Here is a 12,774-nt window from a genome sequence, read left to right as displayed (position 1 = left end):
TTTAAATTCAAGTTCAAAAAGTCGGTTTTCAGCACCGAGAAGGTTGGATGAAGCTAGGGGCTGAGGAGCGGAGCGTACGTAGTTTGTACGTGAGCACCAGAAGGCCCGGCTGAATTCAAGATTCGACGTCGAGTTACTCCCTGATTCACTTCGTGATCAAAAGCGACCTTTTTGAACTACATCTATAAAGAAAGCGAGTGTTTGTATTATGAAAAAATTATACCGTTCCACGACAGAAAGACAGGTTAGCGGGCTTTGCGGGGGGATCGCAGCCTGGCTCGGCGTTGACCCCACTGTAGTACGGCTCATCGCCGTCGTAGCCGCCCTGTGCAGCTTCGGCACAGTTATCGCTCTCTACCTGATCGCCAGCGTGATCGTTCCAAAGGAGCCGATTGGCGGCGCTGAATACTACGATCATTTTAGCAATTACTAATCAACAGATTCGCAAATTCAAATTCTAAAATTCAAATCCAAACTCAAAGGAGCAGATGAAAAATGAGTATCTTCGAAAGAATCTCTAATATAACCAAAGCAACCGTCCACGAGGTATTGAACAAGCTGGAGGATCCCGTCTTGATGACAGGCCAATATTTGCGCAACATGGAGGAGGATATTCGTACTGCGGAGGAGAACATTAAAGGTCGGCAAAAAGCGGCCAGCATCGCAGAGAGAAAAATGAATGAGGCTGCACAAGCGGTCAAAGAATTCGAACTGCGCGCCCTCTCGGCGCTGGAAGCAGGCGATGAAGCAGCGGCCCGCGAGGCGGCGATCGCCAAGATTCAATTCGAAGACAAAGTGCAGCAGCACACTGACGAGATGAATCAGGCTAAAGAGCAAGTTCTTGAATTGCAGCTGCAATTGGACGCTGCTAAGGAAGAGCATGCCCGCCTTAAGGAAAAACGCAATGAACTGGCCAATAGAGCCCAGAAGGCTAAAGATCGCGCCGCAGTGCAGCAGCCTAACTTCAGTCGCGGAATCGAGAGCGGCGATGCGGCACGGGGATTCGAACGAATGGAAGAGAAAATCTTGGAGTGGGAGACGGACCTCGACCTTTCGGTAAATTCCCAAGCCTATGGCAATCCAGCCAGTGCTTCGACTGCAGCCAATTCCACAGCAGTCAACGAAGAATTGGATCGGCTGAAGGAACAGCTGTCCAAGCGTAATTCCTAAGCGGTTTATATAAAGGGCTGCTGAATCAATGACTCTTCCCCTCATTGGTCCGGCGGCCCTAACATCATTACATAACTAGTAAACCAAGATTATGTTAAACAAGAGGAACCGGAAATGAAAAATTTAGTTTTTCTTGAATACAGAAGATTCTATAAAAATTATTGTTTGCTCCTGATCGGAGCCATCATCCTGCTATCCGCACTGATCAGCAGCCCTGTATTTCATAGCTCCTGGAGCACTGAGCAGGCGGTAGCTCATTTTACAGAAAATCTGAAAATACTGATTCTCTGCGCAATTCCATGGCCAGTCGCTGTTGTCTTAAAGGAGAATACGGGTGTTCTCACGAACCACATCCTATACTCTCAGCCTATAAGAATCCACAGCATCGCATCTGGCAAATGGTTTGCCGTTATCTCGCTATTCTTCTTTGCGTCGCTGGCAAGCATGCTTCTCTTTGCGCTGAGTCCTTTATTTATAGGACAACCGGCTTTCTTTTCATTTAAGCTTGTGTCCGATTTTGCTATGGTCGTGGCCCCTATTATCTTCACGGCTTCGCTTCTCAGTGCCATACTATTTATGCTGTTCCGCAGCATCGTCATTTCTTATGTCGGTATGATCATCATGACTTTACTAGCGGGCTATGCTCCGGCTATCTTCGATGTTACCTTGTTCGCACCGATTAGCTTCATCCTGCTGCTGACGGTCTATTTTGGGCTGTACTATGCCATTTTGGAAGATAAAGAAATAACCCGAGAGAATAAGCGAAGAAAATACAAAAGGAAAGTCAGAAAAATATGCTATTCCTATAATAAAACGATCTTATTAAAGGGCTTCGCCCCGGTCACCGCCGTGATGTTAATCCTGTGTATCTATGCGTTTATCAAGAATGACCTGTCGCTCTGGACGATCATTCATTATGCCCTGGTCTTGCTGCCAGGCTATATATTAATCCCTATCCATTCGGAAATTTATGGAAACAAACGGGAAGGCGTTATTTATACCAGCAGCACACCTAAATATAAAATCCTGATCGAGCGTTTCGCCTATGGAGCGATTGTGTCGGAATCCTTCATCGCCTTTGTCTATGCCGCCGCCTTTCTGTTCGGTCTGGAGACCGGATTAGGCAATTTATTAATTCTGTTAAGCGGAGGTCTTCTACTCGCCTTAACCGGACTGACAGCAGCTAATATGACGAGGGTAAGCATGGCTGGATATACGGCAGCGCTGCTGCTCTGGAGCATTGCCCCTCTCAATCTCGCCGATCTGGGGCATATGCTGTGGCCTGTTTTTTTCCTATCGATATCTGTTATGCTCTTTATTCTGAATGTGTCCGTCATCAAAGCCAGAGAAACGTAAACCGACCTGTTTGGTAAGAGGAGGAAACCATGCGTCAAGAGGGAACGATGAAGCAACTGGAAATATCGAATGTCAGTAAATCCTTCAGGAAGAATGAAGTGTTGAAAAATATCAGCTTTAGCGTGGATACAGGCACTTTTGGAATTCTCGGCAATCACGGGTCTGGGAAAACGACCTTGATGAATATGATATCCGCTCTGACGAAGCCGTCAACGGGGATGATCCGCTTCAACGATCTGGATACGGTCGAGGATGCGATCAAGGTTAAGGAGCTGGTCGGATATCTTCCGCAGGATTTTAGCCTGTACGATGAACTGAATGCCTATGAAATGCTGGGGTATATCGGTAAGCTCAACCGCATAGGTACACGCAAAGGAATCGAGGAGCGCATTGAGCATGTGCTGGAGCTGACGACCCTTCGGGGGGCTGCATACCGAAAAATCGGCGCCTACTCGCCCGGAATGAGACGGAGGTTAGGCATTGCCACTGTCCTGATGAAAGATCCGCAGATGATCATCGTAGATGAGCCGACAGCCGGACTGGACCCGCTCGAGCAGGTACGCATCCGTACCTTATTGACCACTATAGCCGAGCATAAATTAATCCTCCTGTCCACACATAGGGTAGACGACATTGCCGCCGTCTGCGAGCAATTTATTTTCATCAAGAATAAGACGATCGACTTCCAGGGCACGCCCGCTGAATGGCTTAGTGGAATACAAAATCCGGTGATCGAAACGAAGGTAGAAGGAACTCATCAGTTAAATATTTTAGCACGTGAATTCAAAGTGATCTCCATGAAGCAAATGCAAGAGGGAATCCATGTCAGACTTATCCTCGGCAATAGAACTCCAGATTTTCAGTACACGATCGTAGAACCGGATTTGGAAGATGCTTTATTATACTATTCTTAAAATAGTGCCCCGCAAAAAAAGAGCCACCCCTGAGTAGTAAGCTACTACCTTCCGGGATGGCTCTTTGAGCTTCATTTCTATTTATCGCCTTTGCTTTCCTTGAACAGCTCGCCAATCGCTCCGAGGCTGCCGAGAGTCTCAACCGCATTCGACGGAATGAACACCTTGTTCGCTGGTCCCTTGGCTACTTCCTTCAAGGCTTCGAATGATTGATAAGCGAGAACCTGCTCGGTCAAGGCCGCGCTGCGCAGCATCTCGATCCGTGCTTTCTCCGCTTCGGCGACAGCCTGGATTGCCTTCGCTTCCCCGAGGGCCTCAAGCTCCTGCGCCTGGCGCAAGCCTTCCGCTTCACGAATCCGCGCTTCTTTATCCCCTTCCGCCTTTAGGATCTTACTCTGCTTATCCCCTTCAGCGCGCAGGATCATATCTTGCTTCGCCGCTTCGGCTTCAAGGACGATCGCCCGTTTATTCCGCTCGGCCTTCATTTGTTTGTCCATCGCTTCCTGAATATCGAGCGGCGGCTTAATGTCGATGACTTCTACCCGCTCGATCCGCACGCCCCATTTCTCCGTAGCTTCGTCCAGGGCGATCCGGATTTCTGTAGAGATTTTTTCCCGTCCGGACAAGGTTTCGTCCAGCTCCAGCTTACCGATGATCTGACGCATCGTAGCTGTCGAAATATTCCTTACCCCATATACATAATCTGAAATTCCGTAAGTTGCCTGCTCTGGTCCCACAACCTGATAGAAGATAATCGTGTCGATCTGCACCTGTACGTTATCTTTAGTGATGACCGTTTGCGGTGGTACATTGGCCTGTTGAATCCGTAGGTCATGATAAATACGAACCTGATCGATCACCGGAATCAGAATATTAAGACCCGGTGTTAACAGACGATTGAACTTACCGAGACGTTCTACAACGCCAACCCGTTGCTGTGGTACGATCTTGACAGTCAGTGAAATGAATACAACAACAACTAGCACAATGACAATAATTATAGCTAATTCCCAGCCCATTAAGTGAAATCCTCCCATCGTTCTACTTCTAAAATTGTACTGCTGCGCTTAAGCACCCGAACCAGTTCATCCTTCTTCAGAGAACGGGCTGATGTAGCGCTCCATGTATCTCCGCCAATCTTCACGATTCCGAACTGTCCCTCTTCAATAGGTTCAACTACTACTCCCTGTCTTCCAATCAATTCTGTCCCGGCATCCTCGAATCCCTTGGACGATGAGCGAAATTTCCGCGATAACGGCTTCGTAAAGATCGTAAGCACAATAGCCACTACACAGCCTGCTACAACCTGTAAAATATAAGCATCTGGAACCACCAAAGCAACAATCGCTGCCACTGCTGCTCCAAGGCTTAGCCATAACAGGTAGAATGTCAGCGTCATCATCTCGAATACGAGTAATATTCCTGCGGCGATTAGCCATAGCACCCATGCATCCATTCCGCCAAATACACCACCTTTCCGCATAGTAGTAATAGTATATACGCGAACATGAGGCAAAGCGTCTCAAAAAAAACTGAAAGCACTTACTGATAGTATACATATATAATGTCAAATTTACAGTGTTTAAGTCGGATATCTTTTAAAATCCAATTCCTATAAAAATAGCCGTTCTCTCGAACGGCAGTCGATGATAGTATATGCATACGTATCAGGCATTCGGTGTAGAACGGTAAAAGCTGCGCAAGCGGAGGCTGGTTACCCCTGGCTCATCCCCCTTGCCTGCTGCATACTGCATGGATTCAGCCACGTATAAGCGTTCTTCCGAATGAAGCCCCGCCAGGAATTCCTTCATCTCCTCTAGCGTTCCCTGCACACGAAGCTCTACCCCCATCGCAGACAGACCTTGCACCCGCTGACTCACCGTATCCAGCAGGCTTATGAAGTCTTCAGCACTAGCTTGAGAATCCTCACTCTCGGGCGACCCGGTAGAAGCTGATTCCGCTCGGGGGGTCTCCTGCAGGACAAAGGACACCCCCACGACTTTGACCCCCGAATGACTCGAGGCTGCTTCCAAATCCCGTAGCACTCCATTCTGATCTGCCTTCACGGGCAATTGACGACTGTCCAGGCTCTGTTGCGCTGTGGCCGCATCCTGGAGCTCGGCGCGTTTATCCTTTACAATCTGTTCTGTTTTATGTAGGAATTGCTCGGTTTCCCTCTGCTTGACGGACAAGCTCTGCGATTCATTCGCTGCAGGCCGGTACCATAGAAAATAAAATACACCGCTAAATATAAAAATAATGACGGCCAAAAATAACAGAAACCCGTCTTTTCGCTCCATCTGCCCTGAAATCATCCGGCTTCACCTGCCTGCCCCCGACTTATAATCCCTGCTATGTCCTCTCCAAGCAGTTGAAAGGTCCCGACATATTGCTCCTCCTGCTCATGGATCGTCTGGATGAATACTTCGCCAGCGGCGAATACCTGCTGCATCGATTTAGAATAATCCCTTACTTCGTTCAAGCTCTGAAAAGAGCATGTCCAGACCAGACTGCGGAGCCCAAATTGTATATCCTCTATTTGCCCGCCTTCAGGAAGCGGAGCTTGTAGATCTCTCATTAAAGGCTCCAACCTGGGGCGAAGGCGTCGCAAGCTCTGCAATAATTCTTTGCCATCGACACCGATTCCATAGGTCTTGCTTAATTGCTGAATCTCCAATTGCAGCTCGGCTTGCCGCCGTTCTGTCGCCTCGATGTCGGCCCGCATCGTACTTACGGATTGCCTGAGTTCTATATACCCCGCAGCTAGATAAATGGCCAGAGCCGCTCCGGCCAGGAGCAGGAGGACCGGCAGCAGCAGTGTGGACCACACCGGTCGCGGGCGTGGCGGCAGCAGATTAATATCGATCATCTTACTTGGCCCCCTTCAGCGCCAGCCCCAGCGCGATCGCGTAGCTGTCCAGATATTCCGAGGTCACTGTGGTGAAATACTCCTGAACATTCAGCTCTGACACATCGATTTGAGCGAACGTCTCACTTAACTGCTGTCGGATCTCTCCTTTGTCAGGGGCGGCTCCGGCCAGAACGATGCTAGAAATCCGCACTGCACCTTCATGCAGCGTATATTCGTAGAAATTAACAATTCTGGTAACGGAAGAGATAATCTCGCTATATCGCCAATTATTCAGGCTATCTTCGGTCATTTGCTCTAACGGAAAGGTACGGATGAAATCAGGAATGCCCTGATAAAATAAGTAGACCTCTGCTTCTTTGGCCTGGAAGAGAATCACCATCACGCAGCCTTGCTCAAGTCTGTTCTGACGCTGCAAAATCCGTGATACCGCGATCGCCCCCAGGTCGACCGAGGTGATATGGAGTCCAGCCTTCTCCAGTACATCGACCATCTCCTCAATCAATGGACGGGGCACAGCAGCCACCAGGGTAGGCAGCGTATCCTCATCCCCTTCCGGCTGCTCGTCCATCCAATGATAGTCAATGATGGGTTGTTCGAACGGAAAGCGCAAACTGCTCTCAATCTCCAAATCTGTCACCTGCCGCTGCTGTCTCGCCTTTACCTTGGGCACGCGGATAACCCTTATGAATGATTGGGAAGTCGGAGCCGCCAGATGAGCCTTGCTCCTGCCCAGCCCATGCCGGGCGATCCAGCTCTGCAGCGTATGAAGGTGGACGGATAGCTCCGGTACCCCTTCCTCATTGAACAGAGAGGGCAGAGGCAGGAAATCGCAGGCGGCTACTGTGCCGAACTTATGATCGAGCTGAACGAAGCGGATGCCCTCTTCCTCCATGGTCACGCCCAGGGTTGCCGGACGGGACCAGCGGTTAATTATAGATGGATTACGCTTGTTATATACCAATGGATAATCTCCTTTCCGTAGGCATACACAATCAGAGCTGCAACGGTTAAATAGGGGCCGAAGGCGATCGTGCGCTGCTTGGAGCCGCGCCAGATCATCTGCAGCAGACCGGCGCCCAGGGCGAGCAGGCTAGCCAGGAACAATGTGATGAGAGAGCCGGGGAAGCCGACGGCCCAGCCGAGGATGAACAATAGCTTCACATCCCCCATCCCTACGCCGCGGCCAGAGGTCAGTGCGGCAAGCAGCAGAAGCACAGCGCTGCCGCTTGCCGCACCGAGCAGGTGAACCCAGAGCGGTTCACCGCTTGTAATCGGCGCCGCGATGAGCAAGGCGCCGCCAAAGGCCAACACGATCTCGTTCGGTATAATACGTGCCGCGAGATCGGTGTAGGTCACCAGGACGGACAGCGCGGATAGCAGCAGTCCGATCCCCCATGCGCCGGCGAAGCCAAAGCGCATGGCCGTCCAGGCGAACAGCACCGCCGTGCCGAAGGCGGCGGCGCTGTTCGCCGCAAGGCGCCCCGGCCGGTGCTTGGCACGGCCGGGGGTGCCCGGCTCCGCGGCGGCTGCGCCAGCCGCGGGGGAAGTGCCCGGCGGCGTAAGGCCGCGCCGGGCGAGTAGCCAGCGGCCGGCCTCGCCCAGCGCCCAGCCGGCCCCCAATCCGATGATAAAGTTAGCGATTATAATAGTTGGGCTCATCGTTTTGTTTTAGCTTACTTTCCTCCTTTAGGGAGTGGCCTTTGCGGTTTCGCTATTCTTGGTCAATTCCGCCACTGTGTAGGATTTAGACACTCCTTCAACAACAAGAGTAACTACATCCCCAGATTTAATATTATCCAGATTTACTAAGGTGCCTGCTTCGAAAGACTTGCCCGTCTCCGGATCGGTAAGTCCCCCCTGAATATATCCATCATCAATTAAATCCTGCAAAGCATGTGTTTCCTTCAAATCCCCATTATTAATCGCAATCGACCGCAGCTTCGCCGCCTCGAACAGTTGATTTGCCGTCGCCACACGCGCATTTTCCTTCGTTTTGTCGAGCATTCCCGTAATCAACGGCACCGCAATCGCGGCGATAATTCCGATAATGACGATTACCGCGAGTAACTCGATTAATGTCAAACCCTTCTCTTCTTTTCTAAACCTTTGAATAAGTGCAGTCATAGTAATGAAACCTCCTAATTTTTTTAGTTCTAACGAAACGTGGTAGCGTTATTTGCGCCAAAAAGAGCCGCTGAGATTTGTAACGAAACTGGGTATCGTTATTGAGGCAAAATAGTAGCTTTGAGCCTGTTTTTGTCCTGAATAGCGTTATGGTGTTTCGTTAGATTGAAATGAGGGCTGTTTCTGCGGAAATAGCGATCTGTAGTTTCGTTAGAGGTATCAATTGATATTTCCATAAAGGCTCAGCATCGGGATCATGATGGATGCCATAATGAAGCCGACGACACCGGCCAGAAGGACGATCATAATCGGCTCGATCAATTGCTTGAGCTTGTCCACGCTATTCTCTACATCGACTTCGTAGAAATCGGCGATTTTGCCCAGCATCTCATCGAGCGAGCCCGTCTCCTCCCCTACCACGATCATCTGGGTAACGAGCGGAGGGAAAATCCATGATTGCCGGAACGGCTCTGAGAGCGGTCGCCCCTGCCTCAGTGAGGTCTGACATTCGCGGATCGTTGCCCCGATCACTTTATTGCCGACGATCTTCTCGACGATGGCGAGCGATTGCAATACGGGCACCGCGCTGGCATAGAGCGAGGACAATGTGCGGGTTAACTGGGCGATAGCGCTCTTCCGCTGCAATAGGCCGAACACCGGCAGCTTCAGCTTGATATAGTCCCAGGCGTAGGCCCCGCGCTCCCAGCGCAGCAGCAAATAAATGATGGCGATAAGCCAGATGATAGCCAACAGCCAAATATACCAATGGTTCTCTATACTCCGGCTGAGTGACAGCGTAAATCGGGTAATGGCCGGCAGTTCGCCGCCAAGCTGCAGGAACATCGTCTGAAACCGTGGAATGATGAATTTTAACAGGAAAACCACTACAAAAACCGCCATCACACTGACAATTGCCGGATAGGTCATCGCCGACTTGACCTTCTCGCGGGTGTAATGGGCCCGTTCGAAATATACGGCTAGCCGCTCCAGCGTATCCTCCATGCTGCCCGACTCTTCCCCTGCCTGAATCATATGTACGAAAATAGGCGGAAAAATACGCGGATAAGCCGAAATCGCCCCCGAGAAGGTGTTGCCCTTACGCAGTTCTGCATTCACCTCATGCAGCGCCTTCGCTAGCGGCTTGCTCTCGGATTGCGCAGCCAGCACCTCGGTCGCATCCACGATCGATATCCCGGCGCGGATCATCGTGGCGAATTGACGGCAGAAGACGACAAACTGCTCATTCTTGACCGGATTGCCGATGTAGAAATCCTTGTTCCAGACCGTCTCGCGCTGCTCATGGATCTCCGTTACAATATACTGCTGCCTTAGCTCAGTCAGAGCATGATTCCGGTCTACTGCCTGGATGACACCACGGCGGATTTTACCTGAGACGAGATCCTTTCCCCGATATGCAAATTGCGGCATATTAGAGCGGCCCTTCTAAGAAGTACGGCTTAGCAGAAGCCTCGTCAATCGTTCCCTGCCGGAGCAGCTCCTTGAGGCTCATCTCAAGGGTGTGCATGCCCAGGTGATGGCTCGTCTGCATCACGCTCTTGATCTGATGCACCTTCCCCGAACGGATCAGATTGCTTACAGCCGGTGTATTCAGCAGCAGTTCTGTCCCGCATACTCTCCCCTTCCCGCTGCGGGCTGGCAGCAGTCGCTGCGATAGAACGATCAACAAGGTGGCAGCTAATTGAATGCGAATCTGACCTTGCTGCTCTGGCGGGAATGTATCGATAATCCGGTCGATCGTCTGTGGAGCGTCAGAGGTATGAAGAGTGGCAAAGACAAGGTGACCGGTCTCGGCAGCGGTGATTGCAGTGCGGATCGTCTCAGGATCGCGCATCTCCCCGACCATAATAATGTCCGGGTCCTGACGAAGTGCGGCTCTCAGACCTTCGCCGAAAGAAGAGGTGTCGAGGCCCACCTCACGCTGATTAATAATCGACTGCTCATGACGGTGCAGGTACTCGATCGGGTCCTCCAGGGTGACGATATGCTTCCTCTTGGATTTGTTCACATGGTCGATGAGCGAGGCTAACGTCGTAGACTTGCCACTGCCTGTCGGCCCAGTAACAAGGAATAAGCCCTGAGGCCTCTGGGCCAGCTTAAGCAGCACCGACGGCAGCTTCAAAGATTCAAATGAAGGTATCGTCGGCGAGATCACCCTCGCGGCGATGCCAATTGAACCGCGCTGGCGATAGACATTGATCCGGAACCTGGATAGCCCGGGAATTCCATAAGAGAAATCCAGTTCGCCCCGCGCTGTGAATTTCTCATATTGCGCTTGATTAAGCATGGACTCGGTGAACTCTTCCAATTGCGCGGGAGCCAGCGCTCCAGCCTCAAGCCGATGAAGCTGCCCGTCAATGCGCAGCACAGGCGGGGAATTGACCGTCAAATGAAGGTCAGACGCCCCTTGATCGAATGCTTGTCTCAATAAATCGGAGAAATAGACCGCAGCCGGCTTCATCATCCGCATACCTCCTCTTCCTCTCCGGTTTCACGGAGTATTTCCTGCAGCGTCGTCTTGCCCTCCTGCATTTTGAGAAGGCCATCCTCGAACAGCGACCTCATCCCTTGCTCTCCGGTGTAACGGCGCAGTTCTTGAATCGGTACGCCTTTCACGATCGCGGCGCGCAGTTCATCATCCAGATACAGCACTTCATGTATCGCCATTCTCCCCCGGTACCCGCTCTTGCCGCAGGTTCCGCAGCCTGTTCCACGGTACAGCGTATCCGCCTGCACACCGATGCGCTCAAGATAGATCCTCTCCTGCAGATCCGGCGTATAAGCCGTCCGGCAATCGGGACAGATGCGCCTGACCAGCCTCTGGGCAACCACACCAATTAATGACGAAGATATTAAATACGGCTCTATCCCCATATCTCTAAGCCGTACGACCGTACTTGCCGCATCATTGGTATGTAAGGTCGAGAAGACCAAATGCCCGGTTAATGAAGCGCGGATGGCGATCTCGGCTGTCTCGTAATCACGGATTTCCCCGACCATGATGATATTCGGGTCTTGCCGCAATATGGAGCGCAGCCCCTTGGCGAAAGTGAGCCCCGCCGCCGTATGCACCTGCATCTGGTTCACACCCTCGAGCATGTACTCGACAGGATCTTCAACGGTAATGATGTTGGACTGCTCCTGATTCAAGTGCTGCAGAGCAGAATAGAGCGTCGTCGTCTTGCCGCTGCCTGTCGGTCCTGTCAGCAGCACGATGCCATGCTGCTTCTCGATCATGCGCTTGAATAGCATAAGATTGTGCTGCGTCATGCCCAGCTTCTCAATTCCTTTGATCCCTGAGGTCGTATCAAGCAGTCGCATAACAATCTTCTCTCCATGCACTGTAGGAAGCGAGGATAGGCGAATATCAATCCCTTTGCCGTCAACGGACAGCTTGATCCGTCCATCCTGAGGGAGTCTGCGTTCGGCGATATTCAGGTTGCCCATAATTTTGAGCCGGGCCGTAACCACTCCCTGCATCGTCTTCGGAATAGAACGCTCATTGCGCAGCATGCCGTCGATCCGGTAACGTATCACTACTTGGGTATCCATCGGATCGACATGAATATCGCTCGCTCCAAGCCGGACAGCCTGCTCTATCATCTGCTGCACCAGCCGCACGACCGGAGAATCCTCATCGGTGATCGCCGACTCCTCGACCTCGATATGACCCTCCCCGTTCAGGTCGTTGATCATTTCATTCATCGAGTTCTGCAGGCCGTACAGTCTAGCAATGCCGAGCTGTAGCTCTCCCTGTGAGATAATCGCCGGTTCAATCGTAAAGCCAGTGCTCATCCGCAGGTCATCAATAACCAGCAAATCCAGCGGGTCTGTCATGGCGACCATCAGCTTGCGGCCATCCGCGCGGATTGGCAATGCCTGATATCGCCTGGCTAGCGTCTCAGGTACAATCTGGGCCAGCTTGGGATCGATTTGGAATCGCGACAGAGTTACATGGGGAATTCCAAGCTGGAATTCAAGCACCTCGATCAATTGATGCTCGGTCATGGCGCCCTGCGACAACAGAATATCACCGAGCTTTCTTCGGGAATGCCGTTGTTCCTCCAGCGCTGCCTGCAATTCCGCTTCCGTAATGATTCCTGATTCCAGAAGGAGCTCGCCGAGCTTCTTTTTGAACATCTGCATCATTCTCCTCTGAATTCGAAAAGACAATAGTCACTATATAAGTTGATAAATTCGGACTATAAAAATAGCAATAAACAAACAGAGGGGTCCAATATAAAAAAAGTCACCCTTTCTTAGGACAATTCTCTCTGACTGTGTCGACTGTAGAGCCAAGATGCAACTTATATAGTTCGT

Annotated in this window: 14 protein-coding genes; 4 read left to right on the top strand and 10 right to left on the bottom strand. The window is 51.2% G+C overall.

Annotated features, from left to right (window positions below; translation table 11 throughout):
* Window positions 1-208 precede the first annotated feature (208 nt).
* The 4 genes from BFJ94_RS21970 to BFJ94_RS21955 all read left to right on the top strand — a co-directional run bounded on the left by BFJ94_RS21970 (window position 209) and on the right by BFJ94_RS21955 (window position 3,440).
* Window positions 209-433, top strand: coding sequence for a PspC domain-containing protein (locus tag BFJ94_RS21970; protein WP_120464551.1), 225 nt, complete (start codon window positions 209-211; stop codon window positions 431-433).
* Window positions 434-495: 62 nt separating this feature from the next.
* Window positions 496-1,170, top strand: a complete 675-nt coding sequence (locus BFJ94_RS21965; protein WP_120464550.1) for a PspA/IM30 family protein — start codon at window positions 496-498, stop codon at window positions 1,168-1,170.
* Between the two features lie 114 nt (window positions 1,171-1,284).
* A complete protein-coding gene (locus BFJ94_RS21960) occupies window positions 1,285-2,526 on the top strand; it encodes a hypothetical protein (RefSeq protein ID WP_120464549.1) in 1,242 nt (413 codons plus the stop codon).
* 29 nt (window positions 2,527-2,555) lie between these two features.
* Window positions 2,556-3,440: an ATP-binding cassette domain-containing protein gene (locus BFJ94_RS21955; protein WP_120464548.1), complete on the top strand. Its 885-nt coding sequence runs from the start codon at window positions 2,556-2,558 to the stop codon at window positions 3,438-3,440.
* Window positions 3,441-3,517: 77 nt separating this feature from the next.
* Here the strand turns inward: BFJ94_RS21955 and BFJ94_RS21950 are convergent, their stop codons facing one another.
* The 10 genes from BFJ94_RS21950 to BFJ94_RS21905 form a co-directional block, all read right to left on the bottom strand.
* Entirely contained in the window at window positions 3,518-4,459 is a 942-nt protein-coding gene (locus BFJ94_RS21950) for an SPFH domain-containing protein (protein ID WP_162944373.1), read from the bottom strand.
* Complete coding sequence (locus BFJ94_RS21945) at window positions 4,459-4,896, bottom strand: NfeD family protein (RefSeq protein WP_120464546.1); 438 nt, start codon at window positions 4,894-4,896, stop codon at window positions 4,459-4,461. Before BFJ94_RS21945 ends, BFJ94_RS21950 begins: the two co-directional genes overlap by 1 nt.
* A 211-nt stretch (window positions 4,897-5,107) precedes the next feature.
* Window positions 5,108-5,755: a hypothetical protein gene (locus BFJ94_RS21940; RefSeq protein WP_120464545.1), complete on the bottom strand. Its 648-nt coding sequence runs from the start codon at window positions 5,753-5,755 to the stop codon at window positions 5,108-5,110.
* Window positions 5,752-6,309, bottom strand: a complete 558-nt coding sequence (locus tag BFJ94_RS21935) for a PilN family protein (RefSeq protein WP_120464544.1) — start codon at window positions 6,307-6,309, stop codon at window positions 5,752-5,754. The genes BFJ94_RS21940 and BFJ94_RS21935 overlap by 4 nt, the downstream gene beginning before the upstream one ends.
* Before the next feature lies 1 nt (window position 6,310).
* Window positions 6,311-7,273: a type IV pilus biogenesis protein PilM gene (gene pilM / locus BFJ94_RS21930; RefSeq protein WP_120464543.1), complete on the bottom strand. Its 963-nt coding sequence runs from the start codon at window positions 7,271-7,273 to the stop codon at window positions 6,311-6,313.
* Window positions 7,243-7,731, bottom strand: coding sequence for a prepilin peptidase (locus tag BFJ94_RS21925; protein WP_162944372.1), 489 nt, complete (start codon window positions 7,729-7,731; stop codon window positions 7,243-7,245). Before BFJ94_RS21925 ends, pilM begins: the two co-directional genes overlap by 31 nt.
* Before the next feature lie 267 nt (window positions 7,732-7,998).
* Window positions 7,999-8,436 carry a prepilin-type N-terminal cleavage/methylation domain-containing protein gene (locus BFJ94_RS21920; RefSeq protein WP_120464541.1) on the bottom strand — a complete coding sequence of 146 codons (438 nt, stop codon included), beginning with the start codon at window positions 8,434-8,436 and terminating at the stop codon, window positions 7,999-8,001.
* Between the two features lie 219 nt (window positions 8,437-8,655).
* Window positions 8,656-9,864: a type II secretion system F family protein gene (locus BFJ94_RS21915; protein ID WP_120464540.1), complete on the bottom strand. Its 1,209-nt coding sequence runs from the start codon at window positions 9,862-9,864 to the stop codon at window positions 8,656-8,658.
* A 1-nt stretch (window position 9,865) separates the two neighbouring features.
* The gene (locus BFJ94_RS21910) at window positions 9,866-10,918 is read right to left on the bottom strand and encodes a type IV pilus twitching motility protein PilT (RefSeq protein WP_229717059.1); all 1,053 of its coding nucleotides are present in this window, start codon (window positions 10,916-10,918) and stop codon (window positions 9,866-9,868) included.
* Window positions 10,915-12,600: a GspE/PulE family protein gene (locus BFJ94_RS21905; protein ID WP_120464539.1), complete on the bottom strand. Its 1,686-nt coding sequence runs from the start codon at window positions 12,598-12,600 to the stop codon at window positions 10,915-10,917. Before BFJ94_RS21905 ends, BFJ94_RS21910 begins: the two co-directional genes overlap by 4 nt.
* Window positions 12,601-12,774: the final 174 nt, after the last annotated feature.

Source organism: Paenibacillus aceti, from assembly GCF_003614185.1.
Lineage (GTDB): Bacteria > Bacillota > Bacilli > Paenibacillales > Paenibacillaceae > Fontibacillus > Fontibacillus aceti.
The sequence above is the reverse complement of the archived record's forward strand: the minus strand, read 5'-3'. Positions and strand labels throughout refer to the sequence as shown.

Excerpts from the sequence above, each read along its gene's own strand:
- BFJ94_RS21970 (WP_120464551.1), top strand. The coding sequence starts at position 209 with ATGAAAAAATTATACCGTTCCACGACAGAAAGACAGGTTAGCGGGCTT.
- BFJ94_RS21965 (WP_120464550.1), top strand. The coding sequence starts at position 496 with ATGAGTATCTTCGAAAGAATCTCTAATATAACCAAAGCAACCGTCCAC.
- BFJ94_RS21960 (WP_120464549.1), top strand. The coding sequence starts at position 1,285 with ATGAAAAATTTAGTTTTTCTTGAATACAGAAGATTCTATAAAAATTAT.
- BFJ94_RS21955 (WP_120464548.1), top strand. The coding sequence starts at position 2,556 with ATGCGTCAAGAGGGAACGATGAAGCAACTGGAAATATCGAATGTCAGT.
- BFJ94_RS21950 (WP_162944373.1), bottom strand. The coding sequence starts at position 4,459 with ATGGGCTGGGAATTAGCTATAATTATTGTCATTGTGCTAGTTGTTGTT.
- BFJ94_RS21945 (WP_120464546.1), bottom strand. The coding sequence starts at position 4,896 with ATGGATGCATGGGTGCTATGGCTAATCGCCGCAGGAATATTACTCGTA.
- BFJ94_RS21940 (WP_120464545.1), bottom strand. The coding sequence starts at position 5,755 with ATGATTTCAGGGCAGATGGAGCGAAAAGACGGGTTTCTGTTATTTTTG.
- BFJ94_RS21935 (WP_120464544.1), bottom strand. The coding sequence starts at position 6,309 with ATGATCGATATTAATCTGCTGCCGCCACGCCCGCGACCGGTGTGGTCC.
- BFJ94_RS21925 (WP_162944372.1), bottom strand. The coding sequence starts at position 7,731 with ATGCGCTTTGGCTTCGCCGGCGCATGGGGGATCGGACTGCTGCTATCC.
- BFJ94_RS21920 (WP_120464541.1), bottom strand. The coding sequence starts at position 8,436 with ATGACTGCACTTATTCAAAGGTTTAGAAAAGAAGAGAAGGGTTTGACA.
- BFJ94_RS21915 (WP_120464540.1), bottom strand. The coding sequence starts at position 9,864 with ATGCCGCAATTTGCATATCGGGGAAAGGATCTCGTCTCAGGTAAAATC.
- BFJ94_RS21910 (WP_229717059.1), bottom strand. The coding sequence starts at position 10,918 with ATGATGAAGCCGGCTGCGGTCTATTTCTCCGATTTATTGAGACAAGCA.
- BFJ94_RS21905 (WP_120464539.1), bottom strand. The coding sequence starts at position 12,600 with ATGCAGATGTTCAAAAAGAAGCTCGGCGAGCTCCTTCTGGAATCAGGA.